Below are 23,580 nucleotides of genomic sequence, written 5' to 3'. Positions count from 1 at the left end.
GTCGGAAACATTTATAAAAAATGAACTTTGTTCATTTTGTTTCCTCCTATTTACGGTTATCTTTAATTTTCTGAAACTACAGATTCTAATTCTAACGATGCTATCTGTATTTTTCGGTTATCGCAATTTAATCTTCTGTCTGTTGTAGTAATAACCTTGCTTTCTGTTACTTTTTGACTGCTTCTAATATATTTTTTCATTTCATTTGATTCTTTTGTAGCTTTTCTCAAAATAGATGAAAGCTTGTTCTGACTCTTTATATATTTTATCTGTTGTTTTTTTATATAACTTTTCTTCTTATTATTTAATTTTGCATTTTCCATCTTTAAGCTTTTCTTCTGGCACACTTCCTTCTGTGCACGTATTCTTTCAGTATATATTTTCAAATTTTCAGTATATTCATTTATTTTTATTTTAAATTCTTCTGTTGGTTTTGTATTCTTTTTTATTAATTCTATGCATTTATTGTTTATTTCTGTAAGTTTTACACTTTTAGTATCAATAATAGAATTATTGTCTTCTATAATTACATCTAATTCTTCATTTGTCATAACATTATAATCTACTGCCGCAAATGCACTCATGCTATAAATCATAATTATTGTCATTGTTATAAAAAATGTCTGTGCTATTCTTTTCATTTTACCCTTCCTTTTAATCCTTTAAAATATCATTTAATTCTTCTAACTGCTTAATCGCTTCATCTAAAGCGTCCTGTGTACTTTCTTCATTATTTGTACTTACTTCTTGATTTGTTGTTTCTTCTATATATGTATTATCATTTACAGCAGTTGTCTCTTTTATTTTTTCTTTTCCATTGCATGCACATATTGTTATGCAGGCAACGCATAACATAACTCCTATGATTGTCTTTTTTATTATCTTATCCATTTTTCCCCTCTAATCATTCGTCTGCCTTTGTTTATTATAAAGTTTCATATTCACTTATTCAATTATACTGATGTGGCAATTTTGCGGTAATTTTTGTGGCATTCGTAGTATCCTCAAAAAAAGGGACAGGTTCTCTCTGAAAGCAAGCTTTCTTAAGAACCTGTCTTTTTTTATTATTAGTCTTTTATTACTTCTGTTATTGCTTTTACTGAGCCTGCGAGTCCCTGAATGTCAGATGGGATTATAATCTTTGTTGCCTGACCGTCTGCTGCCGCAGCAAATGCTTCTAAGCTCTTTAATGTAAGTACTGACTGGTCTGCTCCTGCTTCTTTTATTAATTTGATACCTTCTGCAGTTGCATTCTGTACTTTAAGAATTGCCTGTGCTTCACCTTCTGCTTCAAGAATTCTTTTCTGTTTTTCAGCGTCAGCCTTTAAGATTGCTGCCTGTTTTTCTGCCTCTGCTTCAAGTACTGCTGATTCTTTCTTTCCTTCTGCTCTAAGAATAGCTGACTTCTTTTCACCTTCTGCAATTAAGATTGCTTCTCTACGTTCACGTTCAGCCTTCATCTGCTTTTCCATCGCATCCTGAATTGCTGTTGGTGGAATGATGTTCTTAAGTTCCACTCTGTTAACTTTAATTCCCCATGGATCTGTTGCTTCATCTAAAGACTGTCTCATCTTAGCATTAATAATTTCTCTGGATGTAAGTGTTTCATCTAATTCCAAATCACCAATAATATTTCTAAGAGTTGTTGCTGTTAAATTTTCAATAGCCATAATAGGACTTTCTACACCATAGCAGAAAAGTTTAGGATCTGTAATCTGGAAAAATACAACTGTATCAATTCTCATTGTTACGTTATCCTTTGTAATAACCGGCTGAGGTGCGAAATCAACAACCTGTTCCTTCAAGTTAACTTTTCTTGCTAACATATCTAAAAATGGCACTTTAAAATGAAGACCTACAGACCATGTGCATTTATATCCTCCAAGTCTTTCAATAACATAGGCATGTGCCTGTGGTACAATCTTTACGCATGTTGATACTAAAATCAACGCTAATACTACTACTACAATTAATAATGGCATTTTACTCCTCCTCAATCTTACTTCATGCTCAATTATTTAGTTCCGTTTTTTCGACAATAACTTTGACACCCTCAACCCTTAATACTTTTACATATTCTCCGGCTTCTATGATTTCTCCATTATCAGTTCTTGCTGTCCAGTCCATTCCATCAATCTTTACAGTTCCGGTTGCAAGTACGTTGTTTATATCAGCCGTCACTTCTCCAACCTTTCCTTCCATGGACTCAACATTTGTTTTTTCAGGATCTTTGTTAATATAATTTACTGCAAATGGGCGAATAAATAATAATATTAAGATTGACACAACAACAAAAACTATTGCCTGCACAATCAAATTTGCCCCCAATGCCGAAACTAAGCATGCGGCCAGTGCTCCTACAGCAAACCATATACTTGTTAATCCCATTGTTATTAACTCTGAAACTGCAAGTATAACAAACAGAGCCAGCCATACTACAACATAATCCATATTTCGCTCCTTTCTGCATTTTTCTATATTATTCTATCATACATATATATCTTTTTACAATAAATATTATGTTACTTTGAATACATTTAATTACCTGATTTTGCAAATATGAAAAACAATTTTTCAAAGTGAATAGCCTTAATAGGCATTTGTCCTAGGGTTCAATATCAACATTATTTATACCGGTTTTCCTCTATTTTATATGTTTATTAATTCATAATTGTATGAAACATCAGACTGTAATTAACAATTATTTACTATATTTAAGGCACTTTTTTATTGGTATATTTGATACATTTTTTTAAATTACGACTTATTATTTGTGTGTATTGCCAAATTTGTTTTCCATTTATTGCAATTTTTTTTTGCCCGCGTTATTATTATCTTCGGAATATTATAGAAAATTTTATTTATATAGGTTGATTTACTTACAATATTGGTGGGCTTTTATTAATCGACCTTACAAAAAGGAGGATTTCATTATGGCAACATCAAAAGCTACAAAAACTGTTGCAAAAGAAACTGCAAAAAAAATTGATACAAAAGCTGAAGTTAAGGACACAAAAAAGGAAACTGTTAAAGTTACTCCAGTAAAAAAAGAAGCTGTTAAAGCTGAACCTAAGAAGGAAGCTGCTAAAGCTACTGAAGTAAAGAAAGAAGCTGTTAAAGCTGAACCTAAGAAGGAAACTGCTAAAGTTACTGAAGTAAAGAAAGAAGCTGTTAAAGCTGAACCTAAGAAGGAAGCTGCTAAAGTTACTCCAGTAAAAAAAGAAGCTGTTAAAGCTGAACCTAAGAAGGAAGCTGCTAAAAAGACTACAACTAAAAAAGCTGCCGCTAAAAAAGTTGAAAAAGTATTAGTTCAGTTCTATGGAAAAGAATTTGATGTTGAAGCATTAAAGGAAGCTGCTAAAGCTGATTACACAGCCAAAACAGGAAAGAAAACAGTTACATCTGTTGAACTTTATATCAAACCTGAAGATAATCGTGCTTACTATGTTATCGACAAAGCTACAGGTTTTATTACATTATAATTAAACAATTACATATATTATAAAAAAGCAATTGCACCACGTTTAATACATTGGTGCAATTGCTTTTTATTTGTTAATTTAAAACAATCTTAATTTTAATATATTGTTTCATAAGAAATATATAACATTGCTGTCTTCATTAGATTTTTAATACAATATTATTTATTTTCTTCATTTTCTACATTTGCAAGAAATTCATTTAACTTTACTGTAAGCGCATCAGCATCAATGCCATGTACCATGCAAGCTTCTTCTAATGATTCTCCCTGAGATGCAGGACATCCTATACAATGCATTCCTTCATTTAATAAAATAGGAACTACTCCCATATTAATTTTTAAAATATCGCCGATAATCATATTCTTTGTAATCTGTGCCATGATAAGTTCTCCTTCTATCTATACAGTAGTAGTTTTTAAAGACCCTCTCCAAGGTCTTTCTGACAAACCAATTGTAATATTAACTCTTTTATAATTCAATACTTTCCATATATAATTGATATATTAAATGATATTTAACTAAATTCAATTCTATTTTTAGTATATAACCATTACATTTTTATAATTCACTAAATTAATATTAGTATGTTTCAGGTTCGTCGTATTCAACACCAAATGTCTCAACTGTGACCTTTTTCATCTTCTGTTCATTAACAGGTCTGTCCATCGCACCTGTCTTTGTTGTTGCTATTGCATCAACAACATCCATTCCTTCGATGATTTTTCCAAATGCAGCATACTGTCCATCCAAATGTGGTGCGGCTTCATGCATAATAAAGAACTGTGATCCTGCACTATCCGGATCCATTGCTCTAGCCATAGATAACACTCCCGGTGTATGCTTAAGGTCATTTGCAAAACCATTATAATTGAATTCACCCTGAATACTGTATCCCGGGCCACCCATTCCTGTTCCTTCAGGATCTCCACCCTGAATCATAAATCCTTCAATTACTCTATGAAAAATTATTCCATCATAGAAGCCTTTTTTTACAAGGCTGATAAAATTATTTACTGTATTAGGAGCAACTTCAGGATATAATTCAGCTTTCATTATATCTCCATTCTCCATCTCAATTGTTACTATTGGATTCTTTTCTGCCATTGTCTTTCCTCCGTTCATATTTTGTTCATACTAAATTAAATATACTTTCACATTGAAAACATCATTTTTTCACGATTTAACTTTAGTATATATATTGTAAACAAAAACAGTTGTTACTGATTTTGTTACTCGTTTTTTCATATTTTTTCATAATTTTGAATATGCATCAGGCATATTCGTGAATCGGCTAAGGAGTCGATTCTCCTCCCTTTTTTTATTAGAATAAATTTACCCGAGAGAGATACAAGTATTTGTATCTCTCTTTGGTTTTTCAATACAAAACTTTATCACATTAACATAAATGTTGCAATCTTTAAGAATAATACAAGCGAAATAGCATCAACGATTGTTGTAATAAATGGGCTAGCCATAACTGCCGGATCAAATCCTAACTGATTTGCCAATATTGGAAGCATACATCCAACTAACTTAGCACACATTACCGTAATACACAGTGTAATACACACAGTAATATTTACCATTATAGCTTCGTGAGTAATTCCTGTTCCTAAAGCATTCATAATTAAAACTCTTATAAAATTAACTACCGCTAATGTTAAGCCGCACAAAACTGCAACTCTTATTTCTTTCCATATTACTTTAAATATATCTTTAAATTCTACTTCATTAAGAGATATTGCACGAATGATAGTTACTGATGCCTGTCCACCTGAGTTTCCACCGGTATCCATTAACATAGGTATAAAAGCAACTAATCCTGTAATTCCTGCAAGTTTTGCTTCAAAACTGTCTATTATTGTACCTGTAATTGTAGCTGATATCATTAATATAAGAAGCCATGGAATTCTTGATTTAAATGTTTCAAATATTCCCGTTCTAAAATATGACTTGTCAGATGGTAAAATAGCTGCCATCTTTTCCATATCCTCTGTTGCCTCTTCTTCAATAATTTCCAAAATATCATCGACCGTAATAATACCAACGAGTCTGTTTTCACTGTCCACTACAGGCATCGCCATAAAATCGTATTTTTGAAATTGTCTGGCTACAGTTTCCTGATCATCTAACGTACTTACAGTAATCACATTTTCATCCATTATATCGCTTACAATAGCATCAGGATTGCCAAGAAGCAAAGTTCTAAGTGTTACCGATCCTACCAAATGCCTTTGCAAATCAAGTACGTAACAGGTATTGATTGTCTCCTTATCAATTCCTATTTTTCTAATTCTTTCTAACGCCTGCTTTACAGTAATGTTTTCCTTCAAGTCAGCAAATTCGACTGTCATAATACTACCGGCAGAATCTTCCGGATATTTTAACAAATGATTTATATCATTTCGTGTTTCATCCGAAGCCAATGCCAAAATTCTTCTTACAACACTCGCCGGCATTTCTTCCATCAAATCGGCAGCATCATCAGCAAACATGTTTTCAATAATGTTTGTTGTTTCTTTATCTGTAAGGGAATTAATTATATACTGCTCAATTTCTACAGGAAGATGAGCAAATACATCTGCCGCTATATCTTTGGGGAGCAATCGGAATACCCTTATAAATTCCTGTGTTGGCAGTTCTTCCTGAAGTTCTTCTAATACTTCAGCTATATCCGCCTCATTCATGTCAGCAAACTCTTTTTTTACTAGTACATATTTCTTATCTTCAATTAGTTCAATTACTTTTTTCACTAATTCATCTAACTCGTCTAACATGATGCTCCTCCTTTCTATTCTATATATTATTAAATTTAATACTGAAATTAAGTATGGAAAATTTAATTTTGCTATCTGTATTTCTTATTAATATAAGATTATGAATATCAAAATTTAGTACTTTTCTTTTTTATTCATTTTTAGTATTTACACGCCACTTAATTCTACAACAATTGTTTGTTCATTTCAACTAAGAAAGGCTTTACACTCCCCTATTTTACAATAATTTTCTTCAAAATTTACTAAATATTTTTATATAATTTTAATGCACTAACACGTTAAATTGACAAATTCTTTTAATTTCTTTAATATGATGCAAGAACCACTATAGAATCGAGGTATTTAATGGAAAGAGAAAAATTTAAATCGAGACTTGGCTTCATCCTTATTTCTGCTGGATGCGCCATTGGAATTGGCAATGTGTGGCGTTTTCCTTACGTTGTAGGTAATAATGGAGGCGGATGTTTCGTACTATTTTACATTTTGTTTTTAGTAATTTTAGGCTTACCTATTCTTACTATGGAATTTTCTGTCGGACGTGCAAGTCAGCAAAGCATTTCACGTTCATTTAAGGCATTGGAAAAGAAAGGGCAATATTGGCATCTTCATGGATATGTTGGAATGGCTGGAAATTATATTTTAATGATGTTTTACACTACTGTTGCCGGATGGATGTTACGATACTTTTTCGACATGGCAAAAGGTGATTTTACAAACGCTACTACAGCAGATGTGCAGGCTCATTTTTCTGATATGCTTAATGTTCCATCAGAAATGATTTTCTGGACTGTAATTGTTATTATCCTTGGTTTCCTTGTATGCTCTTTAGGCTTACAAAATGGTGTTGAAAAAATATCAAAAACAATGATGATTGCACTTTTAATAATTATGGTAGTTTTAGCCATTAACAGTATTTTCCTTGATGGATCTGATAAAGGATTATATTTTTATCTTGTTCCTGATTTTAATAGAATAAAAGAAATCGGATTGGTAAATGTAATTGTTGCTGCTATGAATCAGGCATTCTTTACACTTAGTATAGGAATGGGTTCTATGGCAATTTTTGGAAGTTATTTGGGCAAGGACCGCAGCCTATTAGGTGAATCAATAAACATTGTCGCTTTAGACACTTTTGTAGCAATTGTATCAGGACTTATTATTTTTCCATCATGCTTTGCATTTGGAGTTAACCCAGATCAGGGACCTAGTCTTATTTTTGTTACTTTACCTAATATATTTATTCAAATGCCCGGCGGAAGAATATGGGGAAGCTGCTTCTTTATATTTATGGCATTTGCCGCTTTTTCAACTGTAATTGCAGTATTTGAAAACATTATGTCCTCATGCATGGATTTATGGGGATGGTCCAGAAAGAAAACAGCTATTGTAAATACTATTGTTATTATATTAGCATCTCTTCCTTGTATTTTAGGATTTAACCTTCTATCAGGTTTTCATCCTTTAGGTGATGGAACTAGTGTTTTAGATTTAGAAGATTTTATGATTAGTAATTTAATTCTTCCAATTGGTTCCCTGATTTACACTTTATTCTGTACAAGCAAATATGGATGGGGATGGGATAATTACATTGCTGAGGTTAATTTAGGCTCAGGACTTAAGGTTCCAAATAAAATACGTATTTATTGTAAATGGATTTTACCTTTGATAACTTTAATAATTATTGTAAACGGATTAATTTCTGTTTTCTTCAAATAAGGCTGAAAGGCCCTGATATATTTATTGAAATTTACGCTCGCGCTGCTTGCCACTCAAATCAAAAGTGCACCGGAAGTTTTCATTCTTTCGGTGCACTTTCGCTATTTATCATATTTAGTTTTTGATTTTAGTAGAATAAAATATCTCCATATGAAGGTACCGGCCATACTTCTTTGTCTACAATCATTTCAAGTTCATCTACAGGTTTTCTAAGTTCTGCCATTGCTGCCATTACTTCTGACTTGTAGCTTTCTGCCTTTTCCTGATTGTCATCAATGCTCTGAGCCTTAGCTGTTGCCTTCTTTAAGTCTTCTAATCCTGCTTTAGCTTCATTTAACTTAGCTATTACAGCATTTAATAATTCTATCTGAGTTGAAGCATCTGCTCCTGCCTCTTTTACTGCAATTGCTGTATCAGCAAGTTCTTTTGTATAGTATACAACTGATGGAATAAACATCTTGCTTGCCATATCAATCATAGTTAAAGCTTCGATATTTCTTACTCCTGCATACTGTTCAAATAAGATTTCCTTACGAGCTTCAAGTTCTGCCTTAGACATAATATTGAATCTTTCATACATCTTAACTGTTGAATCAGCTACTAATGAAGGAATTGCATCTACGATAGACTTGCAGTTTGGAAGTCCTCTCTTTTCAGCTTCTACAGGCCATTCTGCTGAATAACCGTTTCCATTGAAGATAATTCTTTCATGTTCTCTCATAAGTTTTACTGTATATTCTTCTACAGCTTTATCTAAATCTTCAGCACCTGTAAGAGCATCAATTGCATCTGCAAATGCTTCTGCCATCATTGCACTAAGTACTGTATTTGTATCACCAATTGAGTTTGATGAAGCAACCATTCTGAATTCGAATCTGTTACCTGTAAATGCAAATGGTGATGTTCTGTTTCTATCTGTAGGATCCTTTTCTAATACAGGAAGTTTGTTAATACCAAAATCAATTACACCTGAATGAAGGCTTGAAGTAGCTTTTCCAGTCTTAATAATCTGATCTACTACATCTCCAACCTGATCTCCTAAATAAATAGAAATGATTGCAGGTGGTGCTTCATTTGCTCCTAATCTGTGATCGTTACCTGTGTTAGAAGCGGCTGTTCTAAGCAATACTGCATGTTTGTCAACTGCTGACATAAGGCATGCAAGTACTAACTGGAATACTTTATTATTTTCAGGTTCTTTACCTGGTTTGAATAAGTTAATTCCGTCATCTGTTGTAAGCGACCAGTTGTTGTGTTTACCTGAGCCATTAATTCCATCAAATGGTTTTTCATGTAATAAACAAACTAATCCATACTTCTTAGCTGTCTTCTTTAATACGTTCATTACTAAGTAGTTATTATCTAATGCTACATTTGAAACTGAGAAAATAGGTGCAATTTCATGCTGACAAGGAGCAACTTCATTATGCTGTGTCTTTGCTGTGATTCCTAATTTCCATAACTGTTCATCAACGTCTGACATAAATTTCTTAACTTTTTCTCTAATATCACCAAAATACTGATCTGACATTTCCTGTCCTTTTGGAGGCATAGCACCGAAAAGTGTACGTCCTGAGAATTTAAGGTCAGGTCTCTGTTCATATAAATCTTCAGGAATTAAGAAATATTCCTGTTCAGGACCAACATATGAAAGAACTCTTCTTGATGTTGTATTTCCTAATAATCTTAAAAGTCTTATACCATATTTACTTACTGCATGCATTGCTTTAAGTAAAGGTGTCTTTGTATCAAGTGATTCACCTGTGTATGAGCAAAATGCTGTTGGAATGCAAAGTGTATCATCTTTTATGTAAGCAGGTGATGTAACATCCCATGCTGTATAACCTCTTGCTCCACATGTCTGTCTCAATCCACCTGATGGGAATGATGATGCATCAGGTTCTCCCATTAATAAATCTTTTCCTGTAAATGTATTATCAATCTTACCATCTGTTGGTAATGATGCGAAGGAATCATGTTTTTCAGCTCCTACTGAAATGATATATGGCTGGAATACATGTGTATAATGTGTAGCACCTTTTTCAACAGCCCATTCCTTCATAGCCTGTGCAACGATGTTTGCGATATCCATTGTGATATCTCCACCTTCGTGCATAATTTTCTTAATTTCATTGTAAGTTGCTTCAGGTAAACGATTCTTCATTACTGATTCATCGAATACATTCTGTCCAAATACTTCTGATACATTAACTCCCATAGTGTCTGTTCCTTTCTATACTTAACTATTTTTCATTCCGCTAATTTAAAAAGGCATTTACTCTGTCCACTCTATATGTCTTTAGCCTTGTAATAAAAAAAGGCTTTTCTCCAAATAATTCTTTGAAGAACGCCCTTGTTCTTAATCTCATTTAGCGGTGAGGTTTCCCTCGTCGATATATAAGTTACACTATTTCTTAATAAAAATCAATACCATTCCCTAAAATCCCTTATTTTTTTAAGTATTACTTAATAAAATTAAGTTAGTTTACACTAATCCACTACTTCTTCCCCTCTGTACATACATACAACCATTCTGTTACCATTGTTATCCACACAAGTAGAACATATCAAAATCTTGTCTGATACACCTGGCATTTTACTGTCATACTTGAAATTACTCTTGTCATAAGTCTTCTTAATCCATTTAGCAAACTCATCATCATCTTTAAAGCCAAACTTATATATATCTTCATTATCTGCCTTAGTTCTAAATGACGAAAATACGTGATAAATATAATGACGATGTCCCACATAAACATCAAATGTCTGATTTTTCTTGCAAAAATCTTCTTTTGAAAATTTCATTAAGTCGTGAAACATTGAACCATCCATCATGTTGTGTCCATACACAACACTCATTCTGGCATCAAGTCCTCCACAACGTGAATCCATAAAAATAGCTCCACCACCATTTGCCACTTTATCTGAACCTTTTACCAAGTAATAATCGTTATCACTATGCTGAACTATAGGGTACTGAATTCTTGTGCCATCAAGTTTAATATATCCTTTTGACTCATCATTATATTTTAACATTGCATCATAGTCCCATACCCATTTGGTTATTGTTCCCTGGTATTCTGCACTACTAGCTGTCTGAGCTGTATCTGACGTATCTGCCGTCTGTTCTGTACTCTGTATCTGATTAAACATTTCATCAACTGCACTATATTTTTCCTGAGCTGCTGTATAATCCAAATATGAATCCATCAATTCATATGATGCATATCCAAATGCTATACCGGCAACGGTAAATGCTATTACCCTCACTATGTTATATGCAATTCCTGATATTTTGTTTTTCTTATTTTCAGTATTTTCTTTCTTTTCAGTATTTTCTTTCTTTTCAGTATTTTCTTTCTTTTCAGAATCAAATCCTATCCTTAATTCATCATCTATTTTATTATCTCTTATTTTGATATTATTTTCTATTTTATTATCTACAAATTCTTTTCTATTCATACAATAAAATACTCTTTTAAATCCTAAATACTATTAAAGGCTCCCGCTTCAAGCAGGAGCCCATTGTTACTAATATTATGTGCTTCCTAAAAATATATTTCAGGATGCCCGGTATGTTATATGCCTATTCAAAAGCCTTTCCAACTGAACCGAATAATTCCATTTTTTCTTTTACTGTTGCTCTAATAGCTTCTGCACCTGGAGCAAGTAACTTACGAGGATCAAATCCTTTTCCTTCTAAGTCCTTTCCTGCTTCGATATACTTTCTTGTTGCATCAGCAAATGATAACTGACATTCTGTATTAACGTTAATCTTAGATACACCAAGATCAATTGCTTTCTTAATCATATCTGCTGGGATACCTGTACCACCATGAAGAACTAATGGCATAATTCCTGTCTTCTGCTGAATTGCATCAAGAGTTTCAAAACTAAGTCCTTCCCAGTTTTCAGGATATTTTCCATGAATGTTACCGATACCTGCTGCAAGCATATCTACACCAAGATCAGCTACTGCCTTACATTCATCAGGGTCAGCACATTCGCCTCTTCCGATAACTCCATCTTCTTCACCGCCAATTGAACCAACTTCTGCTTCAATTGACATATCCATATTATGAGCTACTGCTACTAATTCTTTTGTCTTAGCAATGTTCTCTTCAATTGGATAATGTGAACCATCGAACATAATAGATGTAAATCCTGCCTTAATACATTTATAACATCCTTCGTATGTTCCGTGATCTAAGTGAAGAGCTACAGGAACTGTAATTCCTAATTCTTCATCCATAGCCTTAACCATAGCAGCTACTGTCTTAAATCCTGTCATGTACTTTCCTGCACCTTCAGATACACCTAAAATAACAGGGCTCTTTAATTCTTCTGCTGTTAAAAGAATTGACTTTGTCCATTCAAGATTGTTGATGTTGAACTGTCCTACAGCATAATGACCTGCTTTTGCTTTTTCTAACATTTCTTTTGCTGAAACTAACATATTGTACCTCCGTATGTTTTATATTTATAGAGATTTTTTCTAACCGTGTTTATTATACCCCATTTTCAGAGTATTGCAAACATATTTCTTATTTAAAACCATTAGTTTTACTAATTTTACCCTGTGTTTTTTCTTATTTTACGGTAATTGATTTTATTTTACTCCATTTTCCAAATACTTTTTTGTTTTTTGAATCCAATTTATAGCCTCTTACCTTAACATAATATGTCTTACCTGATTTCAAAAATGGAATAGTAATATTTTTTGAAGTTGTTGAAGTAACTTTTCCTTTTTTCAACTTTTTGTTTGTTCCATATTTTATCTGGTAACCCTTTGGACTATCTGCTTTTTTTCCTTTTATACTATATTTAGCATAAATAGTGCCTTTCTTTTTATTAACTAATTTTGTTAATTTAGGCTGCTTTACAGTTACCTTTGTCCATTTAGCTACTATAGTTGTATTCTGCCTTACTCTGTACTTTTCTGTTATTTCTTTTCCGTCACTTGTGTACCAGCCGTTAAATGTATATCTTTTTTTTGTTAAAACAGGCAAATCAAGTGTTTCTCCGTCATATGCATTAACATTTGACACAGTCTTCTTTCCATCTTTCATGGTTATCTGATATGTAGGAACCTGATTCTGTTCTGTCCATTTTGCCGAATTGGTTCCATTATCACTTGTTCTCTGATATGCTCTGACATAATCTACTTCCATTGTTGCCGGAAGTGTTCCTGCATCAGGTGCTACTCCCGGAAGATTTCCTCCAACTGCCATATTCAATAAGAAGTAATATGATTTCATTCCTTCGTCTTTTTTATCTGCTGTTGAAATATTTACTTTATAAAATTCAACATCATCTACAAAATAATGTATATATTCATTGTCCCATTCAACTGCATAAATGTGCCACTGCGTTTTGTCATACCAGTTATATCTTGAATATGAAGCATTCAACTGACCGGAAACATATTTGTTATCATATGGACTGTCATCTCCAACTCCTGCATTCCAATGGAAAGCTCCCTGTGCAAAGCTAATTGTATTCCACGCTTCCAAAATATCAATTTCTCCACACCATGGCCATCCTTTCTGATTAACTCCAAGCATCCAAAATGCCGGCCATACACCTTTTAATGATGGAAGTTTTATTCTTGCTTCCATTCTGCCATACTGAAAATCCTGTTTTCCAGCTGTTGTTATTCTACCTGATGTATAAGAATATGTAACTTTAGAATTTTTTGGATCAACTGTTTTTTCTTCAATTGCTGTTATTTTCAATGTTCCGTCTGAAACACTTACATTCTTTTCACTATCTGTATAATATTCTAATTCATTGTTTCCCCAGCCTGGATTTTTTCCGTCTGTTCCACTATTTCCAATATTATAATTCCAGTTATTCATATTAAGTGATGTTCCATTAAATTCATCACTCCATACAAGCTTATATGCTGTATTCTTTTTTTCTGCTGCATGAACATTTTTTACATTTGCCACCGGCATGCATGTAACAACCATCGCTATTGCTAGAGTTGTACCTATTACTTTGTTCATTAATTTTCTCATAATGTTCTCCTACTTTTAAATTGTACTTCTATGTTTTTATTTTGCTCTTAGCATATTTTTTATTATAGAACATATCAAAAGATTATTTTACTTTTCTTACTTTACTCCATTTTCCATATACTTTAGTACCATTCACTACTTTATAAGCTCTGACTCTAACATAATATTTCTTATTTGACTTTATTTTTTTGACAATTACAGTTGTTTTCTTTGTATTTATAGTTTTTACTTTTTTAAATTTAACATTCTGTGCCACATTCAACTGATAACCTGAAACTTTAGCTATCTTTTTAATTTTGATGACAGCTTTTCCTTTCTTCTTTACGGCTGACTTTATAACAGCTTTTTTTACTGAAGGCATAGTAGTTATATTATTATCTCTATTATTATCTCTATTATTATCTCTATTATTATCTGTAATATCCTGTTCAACCTTATGTGGTACTGACCATTTTGCAGTCAACTCAATACTGCCTCTAACTCTCATAGTGTTAATTGCTTTCTGATTATCACTTGTATACCAGCCTTCAAAACCATTTTCTCCGGCATATACACTTGGGATTTCAAGAGTTTCACCATCATAACATGTAAATGTACTCATTACTTTATTTTCATCTTTAAATGTAACTGTATGTATAGGCACCTCGCCTTGTTCAGTCCATGTAGCTGTATTTCCACCCTGATCGCTTGTTTTCTGATAAGCTCTTACATAATCCACCTCCATTGTCGCAGGTAAAGTGTTATATGTAGGAGTTGTTCCCGGAAGATTTCCACCTACTGCCACATTTAAAAGGAAATAATAATACTTAGATGCTTCATCCTTTTTATCTGCACTTGTAACATCAACTGAAAAATATAATGTATCATCTACAAAATAATTTATTTTCTTATCATTCCATTCAACTGCATAAATATGCCACTGTGTTTTATCGTACCAATTATATGCTGTATACCTTGCATTAAGCTGTCTTGCAATATAATTTGGACTATATGCATTACTTTCTCCACCTGTATTCCAATGAAAAGCTCCCTGTGCGAAATTATCTGTATTCCATGCTTCTAAAATATCAATTTCCCCACACCATGGCCATCCTTTCTGATCAACTCCAAGCATCCAGAATGCCGGCCACACACCTTTTAATGATGGAAGTTTTATTCTTGCTTCCATACGTCCATATTTAAAAGTCTGTTTTCCTGCTGTCTTGATTCTTCCTGATGTATAATTATATCTATTAAATTTCTGTTCTAATGCTGTAATCTTTAATGTTCCATCAGATACATAGACATTATCTGTTCTGTTTGTGTAATACTCTTTTTCATTATTTCCCCAACCTGCATTTGATCCTCCATTTCCTAAATCATATGTCCAGTTGTCTGTATTAAGAGCTGTCCCATTAAATTCATCACTCCATACGAGTTTGTAATCACTTCCTGCAGTGTCTGCTTTAACCTCTGTTGTATTAAACTGAACTGCTGCACTAGTTAATACCATTGTAAATGCTAATGTTCCAGTTAATAATTTTTCTTTAAACCCTTTCATTCTTTATTTTCTCCTTTTCCTAATTTTATATTGTATGCTATCTGTAAATTTCATCAATAAATAGCCACTATACCAATTTAAATATACCACATGAAATTTGTCATAAAAAGTATTCACTTTCATTTAAAAGTACTCTTTTTTTAGTTTTTCTAAAAACGTTTTTACTTTTTCCTTCTTTTTAATTATTTTGCCTTATTTTATCAAACCTTTTATACACGTTATATTTTGAATTTTTATCAAAAAAATGAATAAGTTTTTTTATTTTAAACTTACCCATTTTCTCATTTTATAAAATTTTTTTATTATATTTTTTTAACTTTAATTGTCAAATTTATTAGGGAATAAATGTGATATGTCAAGGTAATCAGGTATGCCTCTCTGATATTTAACAACCGGCTCCCCTAAAATTAAAGGATATGCATAATCAATAAATTCCTGTGTAACATTATTTCCACGTTCATTTATCCATTCTCTTGGTACATGTTTTACAAGTCCTGCTACATTTTCAACAGGTGTCTCACCCATATCTATTGAATAAGGCTCATTATTTTTTCTAATAGACGTAACCATTATTCCTGTCTTTCCTTCAATTGCACATTTAACTGCATGTCTTCCTAATCTAAATGCTTCACCTATATCTGTAATTGATGACATATGAGCTGCACTTCTTTGTAAAATATTTATTTCAACTGAACGAACTTTAACCTGAATATTTTCTTTTATAATATATTCAAGACATTTCCCTGTTCCACTTAACTGACTGTGTCCAAATGTATCTTCAACAGCATTTGTCGCACTTATATAATTTCCATCTGCATCTTTTATTCCTTCTGAAACAGCAACTACAACGTTATTATATTTATCCATAGCAGCCTTTACATCTTCAATAAATTCATCTTTATTAAAAGCTACTTCCGGCAAATAAATAAGATGCGGTGCATCATTATATGTGTTTCTTGCCAATGCAGCTGCTCCTGTAAGCCACCCTGCATCTCTTCCCATAATTTCCACAATAGTAACACTATTAATTGGATATATGCTTGTATCATGACCTATTTCAAGTAATGTTGATGCAATATATTTAGCTGCTGAACCATATCCCGGAGTATGGTCTGTTACGCATAAGTCATTATCAATTGTCTTAGGAATTCCAATTATCTTAATATCACTTCCTATTGCTAATGCATATTTGCTTAATTTATCAACTGTATCCATAGAATCGTTTCCACCAATATAGAAAAATGCATCTATTTCATATTCGTCAAATTTTTTAAAGATATACGCATATGGTGTATCATCCTCTTTATAATCAGGCAACTGATAACGACATGACCCTAAATACATTGAAGGTGATTTTTTTAATAATTCTATAAACATAGGCGTTGTCTCAACTTTATGTGTCAAATCCATAAGTCTTGAATTTAAAAGTCCCTGAACTCCATTAATTGAACCATATACTTTATAAAATTCTTTACTATCAATAGCTCCCTGTATAACTCCTGCAAGACTTGCATTTATTGCTACTGTTGGTCCGCCCGACTGGGCAACTAAACAATTTCTCATAATTTCCTCCTAAAAAGTCAAACTATTTCTAGTATAAACGAATTTGTGACAAAAAACTATATCTATATTCAGAACTTTTTATTTTTATTTGCATAAAATACTAATGTAAACATTAGAAAGATGGTGTATAAATGAACTGCACAAACTGTAATATGCATTCTAACCAAATACCTCCCTGCAGATGTGGCAATCAGGCACGAATGAACAATATGTACCGTGGTCGCAACCAAATGCATGGAAATATGAATCAGCCTTGTTCTTTATGCAAAAATGCTGGTCCGGATAAAAAAGGCGATAAACATGATAAAGAAATGAATTCATGCCCTTGTCATAAAGATGGTTGTGACATAGGAACTGATCATGTTGATAAAATGAATCCGGCTATGGCATTTGTTCCATGGCAAAAATGGGGTGAACTTTTCGATATGTGTGATGCATTTGAATGCGGAACCATATTTAAAGATTTAAATAAACCATGGAGGGGTAGAAATGAAGAATAATGCAAATCGTTTAAAACTTATGAAAATAATTAATCAGGCAAGTTTTGCAATGGATGACGTAAAATTATTTTTAGATACTCATCCCAGTTGCTCTGAAGCGATTGAATATTATAAGAAAGTTAAAAAAATAAGAATAGATGCCGTAGATGAATATACAAGGGAATTTGGTCCCATTACAGCCTACGACGTTGATGTTAAGGATTATTGGAATTGGAACGATTCCCCTTTACCATGGGAAGGAGGTAATTGCTAATGTATAGTTATGAAAAAAGACTTCAGTACCCGGTAAATATAAAATTTAGGAACCCCAAAATTGCACAGGTAATAATATCTCAGTATGGTGGTCCTGACGGCGAAGCAGGCGCTGCAATGCGTTATATGTCACAAAAATATGCTATGTCTAATCCTAAAGTTGCAGGACTTTTAAACGATATCGCAACTGAAGAGCTTGGACATTTAGAAATAGTTGGAACCATTGTTCATCAACTTACCAAGGATCTTCCTTGCAACGAGGTGGACACTGCAGGGTTCGAAAAGTACTACGTTGACCACACTTTAGGCGTATGGCCACAAGCTGCTGGAGGCATCCCATTTAATGCATGTGAATTTCAATCAAAAGGCGACCCAATCACTGATTTATTTGAAGATATGGCTGCTGAACAAAAAGCGAGAACTACTTATGACAATATTTTGACATTAGTTAAGGATAATGAGGTTGCTGACCCAATAAGATTTTTAAGAGCTAGGGAAATTGTTCATTTCCAACGTTTTGGTGAAGCTCTCAGAATGGTTTTAGATGATTTAAATAATAAAAAGAACTTCTATTTATACAATCCGGCTGGTTGCAAATAATAAACATGCATCATAATCATAAAGCTAAAAAAACCACTTCATTATGAAGTGGTTTTTAACTGGCCCACAAGGATTCGAACCTTGAAAATGCTGGAGTCAGAGTCCAGTGCCTTACCATTTGGCGATGGGCCATTGCTCTTGCAACGGAAATAATTTTATCATAAAGCAGTAACCTTTGCAAGCACTTTTTTACTTTTTTTATATTTTTTTAACTTTGCTCCATTTTCCATACACCTTTTTATTATTGCTTAAGGAAAATGCCCTTGCTTTTACATAGTATTTTTTTCCCTTTTTCACTAACTTTAACTTGTATGACAATTTAGAGCCTGACACCTTTTTGTTATTCTTAAACTTTTTATTTGTAGAATAACATAGCTGGTAACCTGATGCACTATCAATTTTCTTTAATTTTATTTTGGCTTTATTTCCATTAACTCTCTTAATACTTACAATCTTAGCCTTTTTTAATATATTTTTATTTTCTGTGTCATTTTGTGTAGCACATGTTTCAACATTATTTTTTATATTTTCTTTATCAGTTGTCTTTTCTGTAGCACTCGCTTTAGTTGTCGTTACTTGGGAAGATGTTGTTCCAAAAATATCTTCTCCATAATTGTCTCCTCCTGCTGCAAATACTGATGTAGACATTACAATTGTCAAAACCATTGTTATCAATAAAGTTTTCTTTTTCATCATTTTCCTCTTATTTTTCTCTTAATTTTTATTACTATGTTTTTTAACTTTCTCTTCCAAAAAGTTTTCCGCATTTTATCCACATAATTTAAATATTCTGCATTATCTGTTTTGTATGTTGCGCCATTTCTTTCAAATTCTTCCAAAACGCCCACAATCCAATCAAAAGGAACTTTTTCCTTATGAGTTCTATTATCGCCACAAATAATGTAATATTTCCTTTTCACAGCTATTATTCTATGTAGAACATACTCTCCTGTAGGTCGTTTATATAACGGAATATCATTCTCTTTTAAATTAGAATCAGCCGGAACAATTTTCACCAAATCTTTTTTATTATGTAACATTGGCATCATACTGTCTCCAACTACTGTCGCGACATAGAAACCTTTTTCTTTAATAATATCTTCTATTTTCTTATCTTCCATACTACAGTGTTCCATCCTTCATTGCATCATATGCAACAGCAGCTGCCTCCTTTGAAATATTACATCCCATTTCGTATATCGGAATCTCATTAACAATTTTATCAACATATTCTAATGTCTTGCTCATTGCCATAATATCTCTTGGTCTATACACCTGGTTCATAAGATGCTTAACTGCATTCTCCTTTGTTGCTTTTTCTATATGATTTTCCTTAGCCTGATGCAAGAAACAAATCCCGGCAAGTTTTGCTTTCATATTAGTTGATAAATGATGCTTTCCATCCCAAGGCGTACCATACGCATATATTCCATCTTCCCTAAATTTAATTAGCGGCTTGTCATCATTTATCATAGTCACTCTGTCTCCAAAGCAATCTCTCCATAATTTAGCATGAGTTGATTTTCCTGTTCCACTTGGAGCCGAAAACATATATGCCTTTCCATCAATTTCAAGCACACTTCCATGAACTAGAATAACCCCATAATCAATCGCTTTTTCACAAAACTTTCTATATAAAGCTATAAATTCCAAATAGGATTTAGGATAAGTCTGATCATCTTCTGACTGCATCTGTTCGAATTCCAAATCCTTGTCTGTAGCCTTTATTACAAACTCCGGTTTTGCTTTTTCAGCTAAATAATTAATACAATTATCATTAAAATAAACACCTCTTGTTTCTACTCCGACAGGAATATCTCCGAATTTATATACTTTCATCAAATCACCATACTTTCCCAAACCACCTACTACTATTGCTTATTATTTCCGCTGTCCTGCAAGATAATTTGCAAACTGTTGCGCTGTTCTTCCTGAGATACCACCATGGCTTAATTCCCACTTATTTGCTTCAGCCTTTATCTCTTCGTCGCTCATTGTAACTCCAGCTCTTCTGCATAATTCTACTGCAATGTTAAAGAATTCCTTCTGACTTGGTTTAGAATAATTAATTGTCACACCAAATCTGTTTACAAGAGAAAGTTTTTCTTCCATTGTATCTGATTTATGCATTCCGTTATCCACCTGGACATCGCTTCTGTCATTCCATGTTTCCTTAATCAAATGACGTCTGTTAGATGTTGCATATATTAATACATTTTCCGGTTTTGTTTCAACGCCACCTTCTATTACAGCTTTAAGGAATTTATATTCAATTTCAAATTCTTCAAATGACAAATCATCCATATAAATAATAAATTTATAATTTCTATTCTTAATACTTGCTATTACATTTGAAAGGTCTTTAAACTGATGTTTATAAATTTCAATCATTCTAAGACCCTTGTCATAATACTCATTAACAATAGCCTTTATACTTGTTGACTTTCCTGTTCCACTGTCACCAAATAAAAGACAGTTGTTTGCCTTTCTTCCTTGTACAAATGCTTCTGTATTATCCACAAGTTTCTTTTTCTGAATTTCATATCCTACAAGGTCATCCAATGCAACCTGTTCCATATTATTAATAGCATGAAATTGTAATTTGCCGTCATTGTCACTAATTCTAAATGCCTTATTAAGTCCAAACATTCCTACACCATAATCTTTGTAGAAATCAGTAACACATGTAAAAAATTCATCTTCATTTTTTGTATTTTCCAATTTTTCACTTAAGGCTCTAACCTTTTCGCTCACATTTTTATTGTACATTAATTCAGGTTTACCTATAGCCTTATAATTTTCAATTCTTGAAAAACAATCAATTCCAAGTTCTTCTTCCATAGGTCCAAAATCATAATCAAACAATTTTTTGAACTGCTTAAAATCATTTTTTGCGAAATAATTTACACTTCCATCACTTGCTCCTACCTTTTCACAAGTCAAACTAAATGGATTTTCATTTGTAATAAGTAAATATGTAAGATAATTATGCCATAAATTCTTATCAAACGCATAATCTGTTGAAATTTCAAGAATTCTCTTTATCTGATGATATATTCTCGTAATAATCTCATCCTTCTTGTAATTCTCACCCTTATATTCTCTTATAATATTACTCAATTCCATTAATATCGAATCTTCCGGCATATTTCCGTAAATTAATAATTTTGAAACTATGTTGTGCATATCTATCGCCTCTTTTTATTATATTTTTAGTAACGTCGGAACCAAAAGTCTGAAACACACTTATTTTGGTTTTCCAGAATGTCTTTACTTCCGGCTAATAACTTTGTTTCTGTTTTCTGAATATTATTTCTCCAGTTTCAGGATTCATTCCATCTACAATAGCTAATGATTCTAATTTAATTCCTTTATTTCTTATTATTTCTCCACCTTGCTGGAATCCTTTTTCAATAGCAATTCCAATTCCTTCAACTGTAGCACCCGCGTCTTCGACAAGCTGAATTAATCCCTGAAGTGCACATCCATTAGCAAGGAAATCATCAATAATTAATACATGATCTTCAGGTCCTATATATTTCTTTGAAACGATTACATCGTAAACTTTCTTATGAGTAAATGATTCTATTTTAGTTGAATATACTTCACCATCAATATTAATACTTTGTGCTTTTTTAGCAAATACGACCGGTACATTAAAATACTGTGCTACAATACAAGCAATTCCTATTCCTGAAGCTTCAATTGTTAACACCTTATTAATATTCTTATCTGCAAATAATTTCTTCCATTCTTTTCCCATTTCATTAAATAATTCAATGTCCATCTGATGGTTTAAAAAATTATCAACTTTTAATACATTGCCTTCTTTAAGTATTCCATCTTGTCTGATTCTTTCCTCTAATAACTTCATATCATTCATCCTTATGATTATATTAAATTTCCATGATATCATATCACGAATTTTATCGTCTTATGGACGCTTTATATCACTATAACACAATTTTATATGCACTGCATCTAATAATTTAAAAGAGACCGATTGTTTTATAACGGTAATTCATTACCATTAAATACAATCAGTCTCTTATTTAATAGTTATTTAGTAAACTATCCAACTTAATCTTAGAGATTTCCGTGGAATGTTCTGCTAATAACATCATCCTGCTGTTCTTTTGTTAACTTGATGAAGTTTACAGCGTATCCTGATACACGGATTGTAAGCTGTGGATACTTTTCTGGATGCTGCTGAGCATCAAGTAATGTATCTCTAACTAATACGTTAACGTTAAGATGATATCCGCCTTCCTCTGCATATCCATCTATTAATGAAACTAAATTATCAATCTGTTTTGCACTTGCTGCCATTTTCTCTACCTCCTATTTGTTTTTCTCTTCTAATAATTTTATCCTGGATTCTCTAAATCCCTGTAACACTATTTTTCTAGCCGCTACAGCCATTTCTTTAGTAGCCGGCTCTATATCCTTTAATGGATAATCAATCCCAAGCTCTGCATACTTTGGTTTAGCCATATCATGATATGGTAAAATATCTAACGCCTTAACCATCTCAAGTTTTCCTATAAATAGACCTAACTTATAAAGATATTCTTTGTTCATTGTAATATGCGGAACCACAACATGTCTTATCCATATTGGAATCTTTTTATCATTAAGATATTTTGCAAATGCCAAAATATTATCATTTGGCTGTTTGCACAACTTTTTGTGTTCTTCCGGATCAATGTGTTTTATATCCAGCATAACCAAATCGGTTACTTCAAGTAATTTATCTACTTTTTTCAGATTTTCCGGATTATCAGGTCTAAATGTTACACCTGATGTATCCAGACAGGTATGAATTCCTTTTTTATGCGCTGCGGCAAACAGTTCCGTAAGAAAATCTATTTGTACCATTGGCTCACCGCCTGTAGCGGTGATACCTCCGGTTTTATAAAATGGTGCTTTCTTTTGATATTCGTCAAGAAGTTCCTGAACAGTCATTTCTGTACCGCCCTCCATAGTCCATGTGTCCGGATTATGGCAATATGCACATCTCATTGGGCACCCTTTGAAGAACACTACAAATCTTACGCCAGGTCCATCTACTGTCCCACAGCTTTCAGTTGAATGAATTATTCCTGTTGTCATTCTGAATCATTTCCTTTT

General features: G+C 32.7%; 25 protein-coding genes and 1 tRNA gene. 5 read left to right on the top strand and 21 right to left on the bottom strand.

The genetic code is table 11. The annotated features are described in order from the left end of the window. Positions 1 to 62: 62 nt before the first annotated feature. The 4 genes from DWW96_RS01270 to DWW96_RS01255 all read right to left on the bottom strand — a co-directional run bounded on the left by DWW96_RS01270 (position 63) and on the right by DWW96_RS01255 (position 2,451). The gene (locus DWW96_RS01270) at positions 63 to 641 is read right to left on the bottom strand and encodes a hypothetical protein (protein WP_022088036.1); all 579 of its coding nucleotides are present in this window, start codon (positions 639 to 641) and stop codon (positions 63 to 65) included. A gap of 13 nt (positions 642 to 654) precedes the next feature. Continuing rightward, positions 655 to 891: a hypothetical protein gene (locus tag DWW96_RS01265; RefSeq protein ID WP_022088037.1), complete on the bottom strand. Its 237-nt coding sequence runs from the start codon at positions 889 to 891 to the stop codon at positions 655 to 657. Positions 892 to 1,067: 176 nt separating this feature from the next. Further along, positions 1,068 to 1,982, bottom strand: coding sequence for an SPFH domain-containing protein (locus tag DWW96_RS01260; RefSeq protein WP_117908513.1), 915 nt, complete (start codon positions 1,980 to 1,982; stop codon positions 1,068 to 1,070). Positions 1,983 to 2,010: 28 nt separating this feature from the next. After that, a complete protein-coding gene (locus DWW96_RS01255) occupies positions 2,011 to 2,451 on the bottom strand; it encodes an NfeD family protein (RefSeq protein ID WP_022088039.1) in 441 nt (146 codons plus the stop codon). 482 nt (positions 2,452 to 2,933) lie between these two features. On the opposite strand from DWW96_RS01255, the gene DWW96_RS01250 reads away from it, so the two are divergent. Beyond that, entirely contained in the window at positions 2,934 to 3,482 is a 549-nt protein-coding gene (locus DWW96_RS01250; protein WP_117908511.1) for a DUF6465 family protein, read from the top strand. Between the two features lie 158 nt (positions 3,483 to 3,640). Here DWW96_RS01250 and DWW96_RS01245 read toward each other — a convergent pair whose 3' ends face one another. The 3 genes from DWW96_RS01245 to mgtE form a co-directional block, all read right to left on the bottom strand. After that, complete coding sequence (locus tag DWW96_RS01245) at positions 3,641 to 3,862, bottom strand: DUF1858 domain-containing protein (protein WP_022088604.1); 222 nt, start codon at positions 3,860 to 3,862, stop codon at positions 3,641 to 3,643. Between the two features lie 199 nt (positions 3,863 to 4,061). Continuing rightward, positions 4,062 to 4,586, bottom strand: coding sequence for a peptidylprolyl isomerase (locus DWW96_RS01240; protein ID WP_022088605.1), 525 nt, complete (start codon positions 4,584 to 4,586; stop codon positions 4,062 to 4,064). A gap of 287 nt (positions 4,587 to 4,873) precedes the next feature. Then, the gene (gene mgtE, locus DWW96_RS01235) at positions 4,874 to 6,259 is read right to left on the bottom strand and encodes a magnesium transporter (protein ID WP_117908510.1); all 1,386 of its coding nucleotides are present in this window, start codon (positions 6,257 to 6,259) and stop codon (positions 4,874 to 4,876) included. A gap of 345 nt (positions 6,260 to 6,604) precedes the next feature. Here mgtE and DWW96_RS01230 point away from each other — a divergent pair, with 345 nt between their 5' ends. Beyond that, positions 6,605 to 7,975 (top strand): sodium-dependent transporter, encoded by a 1,371-nt coding sequence (locus DWW96_RS01230; RefSeq protein WP_022088607.1) that lies wholly within the window; start codon positions 6,605 to 6,607, stop codon positions 7,973 to 7,975. 127 nt (positions 7,976 to 8,102) lie between these two features. Here the strand turns inward: DWW96_RS01230 and DWW96_RS01225 are convergent, their stop codons facing one another. From DWW96_RS01225 to DWW96_RS01200, 6 genes are all read right to left on the bottom strand, one after another. Next, a complete protein-coding gene (locus DWW96_RS01225) occupies positions 8,103 to 10,193 on the bottom strand; it encodes a glutamine synthetase III (protein WP_117908508.1) in 2,091 nt (696 codons plus the stop codon). A gap of 272 nt (positions 10,194 to 10,465) precedes the next feature. Next, positions 10,466 to 11,437, bottom strand: a complete 972-nt coding sequence (locus DWW96_RS01220; RefSeq protein WP_117908506.1) for a class B sortase — start codon at positions 11,435 to 11,437, stop codon at positions 10,466 to 10,468. A gap of 124 nt (positions 11,438 to 11,561) precedes the next feature. Continuing rightward, positions 11,562 to 12,431: a class II fructose-1,6-bisphosphate aldolase gene (gene fba, locus DWW96_RS01215; protein WP_022088610.1), complete on the bottom strand. Its 870-nt coding sequence runs from the start codon at positions 12,429 to 12,431 to the stop codon at positions 11,562 to 11,564. 133 nt (positions 12,432 to 12,564) lie between these two features. Then, positions 12,565 to 13,995, bottom strand: a complete 1,431-nt coding sequence (locus tag DWW96_RS01210; protein WP_022088611.1) for a family 16 glycosylhydrolase — start codon at positions 13,993 to 13,995, stop codon at positions 12,565 to 12,567. 82 nt (positions 13,996 to 14,077) lie between these two features. Then, on the bottom strand, positions 14,078 to 15,535 hold the full coding sequence (locus DWW96_RS01205; protein WP_117908504.1) for a glycoside hydrolase family 16 protein: 1,458 nt from the start codon (positions 15,533 to 15,535) through the stop codon (positions 14,078 to 14,080). A gap of 318 nt (positions 15,536 to 15,853) precedes the next feature. After that, positions 15,854 to 17,098, bottom strand: coding sequence for a 6-phosphofructokinase (locus tag DWW96_RS01200; RefSeq protein ID WP_117908502.1), 1,245 nt, complete (start codon positions 17,096 to 17,098; stop codon positions 15,854 to 15,856). Between the two features lie 200 nt (positions 17,099 to 17,298). Between DWW96_RS01200 and DWW96_RS14335 the strand changes: the two genes are divergently transcribed. From DWW96_RS14335 to DWW96_RS01185, 3 genes are read left to right on the top strand one after another with little or no spacing between them, the layout of a single operon-like run. Further along, complete coding sequence (locus DWW96_RS14335) at positions 17,299 to 17,598, top strand: spore coat associated protein CotJA (protein WP_243002989.1); 300 nt, start codon at positions 17,299 to 17,301, stop codon at positions 17,596 to 17,598. Next, positions 17,588 to 17,851, top strand: coding sequence for a spore coat protein CotJB (locus tag DWW96_RS01190; protein WP_117908500.1), 264 nt, complete (start codon positions 17,588 to 17,590; stop codon positions 17,849 to 17,851). Before DWW96_RS14335 ends, DWW96_RS01190 begins: the two co-directional genes overlap by 11 nt. After that, positions 17,851 to 18,450 carry a manganese catalase family protein gene (locus DWW96_RS01185; protein ID WP_117908498.1) on the top strand — a complete coding sequence of 200 codons (600 nt, stop codon included), beginning with the start codon at positions 17,851 to 17,853 and terminating at the stop codon, positions 18,448 to 18,450. Before DWW96_RS01190 ends, DWW96_RS01185 begins: the two co-directional genes overlap by 1 nt. 59 nt (positions 18,451 to 18,509) lie before the next feature. Here the strand turns inward: DWW96_RS01185 and DWW96_RS01180 are convergent. The 8 genes from DWW96_RS01180 to pflA all read right to left on the bottom strand — a co-directional run bounded on the left by DWW96_RS01180 (position 18,510) and on the right by pflA (position 23,562). Beyond that, a tRNA-Gln gene (locus DWW96_RS01180) sits at positions 18,510 to 18,582 on the bottom strand. A 66-nt stretch (positions 18,583 to 18,648) separates the two neighbouring features. After that, complete coding sequence (locus tag DWW96_RS01175) at positions 18,649 to 19,146, bottom strand: hypothetical protein (protein WP_158562620.1); 498 nt, start codon at positions 19,144 to 19,146, stop codon at positions 18,649 to 18,651. Beyond that, the gene (locus tag DWW96_RS01170) at positions 19,143 to 19,571 is read right to left on the bottom strand and encodes a S26 family signal peptidase (RefSeq protein ID WP_147339781.1); all 429 of its coding nucleotides are present in this window, start codon (positions 19,569 to 19,571) and stop codon (positions 19,143 to 19,145) included. Before DWW96_RS01170 ends, DWW96_RS01175 begins: the two co-directional genes overlap by 4 nt. Before the next feature lies 1 nt (position 19,572). Beyond that, positions 19,573 to 20,310 carry a hypothetical protein gene (locus tag DWW96_RS01165; RefSeq protein WP_147339779.1) on the bottom strand — a complete coding sequence of 246 codons (738 nt, stop codon included), beginning with the start codon at positions 20,308 to 20,310 and terminating at the stop codon, positions 19,573 to 19,575. 21 nt (positions 20,311 to 20,331) lie between these two features. Beyond that, complete coding sequence (locus DWW96_RS01160) at positions 20,332 to 21,636, bottom strand: ATP-binding protein (RefSeq protein ID WP_117908491.1); 1,305 nt, start codon at positions 21,634 to 21,636, stop codon at positions 20,332 to 20,334. Positions 21,637 to 21,730: 94 nt separating this feature from the next. Continuing rightward, positions 21,731 to 22,324 carry a xanthine phosphoribosyltransferase gene (locus DWW96_RS01155; protein WP_117908489.1) on the bottom strand — a complete coding sequence of 198 codons (594 nt, stop codon included), beginning with the start codon at positions 22,322 to 22,324 and terminating at the stop codon, positions 21,731 to 21,733. A gap of 212 nt (positions 22,325 to 22,536) precedes the next feature. Then, positions 22,537 to 22,779 (bottom strand): autonomous glycyl radical cofactor GrcA3, encoded by a 243-nt coding sequence (gene grcA3 / locus DWW96_RS01150; protein ID WP_022088680.1) that lies wholly within the window; start codon positions 22,777 to 22,779, stop codon positions 22,537 to 22,539. Positions 22,780 to 22,791: 12 nt separating this feature from the next. Continuing rightward, positions 22,792 to 23,562, bottom strand: coding sequence for a pyruvate formate-lyase-activating protein (gene pflA, locus DWW96_RS01145; protein ID WP_022088681.1), 771 nt, complete (start codon positions 23,560 to 23,562; stop codon positions 22,792 to 22,794). Positions 23,563 to 23,580: the final 18 nt, after the last annotated feature.

Origin of the sequence: Eubacterium sp. AF17-7 (assembly GCF_003461285.1) — a bacterium.
Lineage (GTDB): Bacteria > Bacillota > Clostridia > Lachnospirales > Lachnospiraceae > Eubacterium_U > Eubacterium_U album.
The sequence above is the reverse complement of the archived record's forward strand: the minus strand, read 5'-3'. Positions and strand labels throughout refer to the sequence as shown.

Bases quoted from the DNA above. Each gene is read 5' to 3' on its own strand.
- fba (WP_022088610.1), bottom strand. From the start codon at position 12,431: ATGTTAGTTTCAGCAAAAGAAATGTTAGAAAAAGCAAAAGCAGGTCAT.
- DWW96_RS01250 (WP_117908511.1), top strand. From the start codon at position 2,934: ATGGCAACATCAAAAGCTACAAAAACTGTTGCAAAAGAAACTGCAAAA.
- DWW96_RS01220 (WP_117908506.1), bottom strand. From the start codon at position 11,437: ATGAATAGAAAAGAATTTGTAGATAATAAAATAGAAAATAATATCAAA.
- DWW96_RS01190 (WP_117908500.1), top strand. From the start codon at position 17,588: ATGAAGAATAATGCAAATCGTTTAAAACTTATGAAAATAATTAATCAG.
- mgtE (WP_117908510.1), bottom strand. From the start codon at position 6,259: ATGTTAGACGAGTTAGATGAATTAGTGAAAAAAGTAATTGAACTAATT.
- pflA (WP_022088681.1), bottom strand. From the start codon at position 23,562: ATGACAACAGGAATAATTCATTCAACTGAAAGCTGTGGGACAGTAGAT.
- grcA3 (WP_022088680.1), bottom strand. From the start codon at position 22,779: ATGGCAGCAAGTGCAAAACAGATTGATAATTTAGTTTCATTAATAGAT.
- DWW96_RS01200 (WP_117908502.1), bottom strand. From the start codon at position 17,098: ATGAGAAATTGTTTAGTTGCCCAGTCGGGCGGACCAACAGTAGCAATA.
- DWW96_RS01170 (WP_147339781.1), bottom strand. From the start codon at position 19,571: ATGGAAGATAAGAAAATAGAAGATATTATTAAAGAAAAAGGTTTCTAT.
- DWW96_RS01230 (WP_022088607.1), top strand. From the start codon at position 6,605: ATGGAAAGAGAAAAATTTAAATCGAGACTTGGCTTCATCCTTATTTCT.
- DWW96_RS01255 (WP_022088039.1), bottom strand. From the start codon at position 2,451: ATGGATTATGTTGTAGTATGGCTGGCTCTGTTTGTTATACTTGCAGTT.
- DWW96_RS01260 (WP_117908513.1), bottom strand. From the start codon at position 1,982: ATGCCATTATTAATTGTAGTAGTAGTATTAGCGTTGATTTTAGTATCA.
- DWW96_RS01160 (WP_117908491.1), bottom strand. From the start codon at position 21,636: ATGCACAACATAGTTTCAAAATTATTAATTTACGGAAATATGCCGGAA.
- DWW96_RS01210 (WP_022088611.1), bottom strand. From the start codon at position 13,995: ATGAGAAAATTAATGAACAAAGTAATAGGTACAACTCTAGCAATAGCG.
- DWW96_RS01185 (WP_117908498.1), top strand. From the start codon at position 17,851: ATGTATAGTTATGAAAAAAGACTTCAGTACCCGGTAAATATAAAATTT.
- DWW96_RS01225 (WP_117908508.1), bottom strand. From the start codon at position 10,193: ATGGGAGTTAATGTATCAGAAGTATTTGGACAGAATGTATTCGATGAA.
- DWW96_RS01155 (WP_117908489.1), bottom strand. From the start codon at position 22,324: ATGAAGTTATTAGAGGAAAGAATCAGACAAGATGGAATACTTAAAGAA.
- DWW96_RS14335 (WP_243002989.1), top strand. From the start codon at position 17,299: ATGAACAATATGTACCGTGGTCGCAACCAAATGCATGGAAATATGAAT.
- DWW96_RS01245 (WP_022088604.1), bottom strand. From the start codon at position 3,862: ATGGCACAGATTACAAAGAATATGATTATCGGCGATATTTTAAAAATT.
- DWW96_RS01175 (WP_158562620.1), bottom strand. From the start codon at position 19,146: ATGATGAAAAAGAAAACTTTATTGATAACAATGGTTTTGACAATTGTA.
- DWW96_RS01205 (WP_117908504.1), bottom strand. From the start codon at position 15,535: ATGAAAGGGTTTAAAGAAAAATTATTAACTGGAACATTAGCATTTACA.
- DWW96_RS01270 (WP_022088036.1), bottom strand. From the start codon at position 641: ATGAAAAGAATAGCACAGACATTTTTTATAACAATGACAATAATTATG.
- DWW96_RS01265 (WP_022088037.1), bottom strand. From the start codon at position 891: ATGGATAAGATAATAAAAAAGACAATCATAGGAGTTATGTTATGCGTT.
- DWW96_RS01240 (WP_022088605.1), bottom strand. From the start codon at position 4,586: ATGGCAGAAAAGAATCCAATAGTAACAATTGAGATGGAGAATGGAGAT.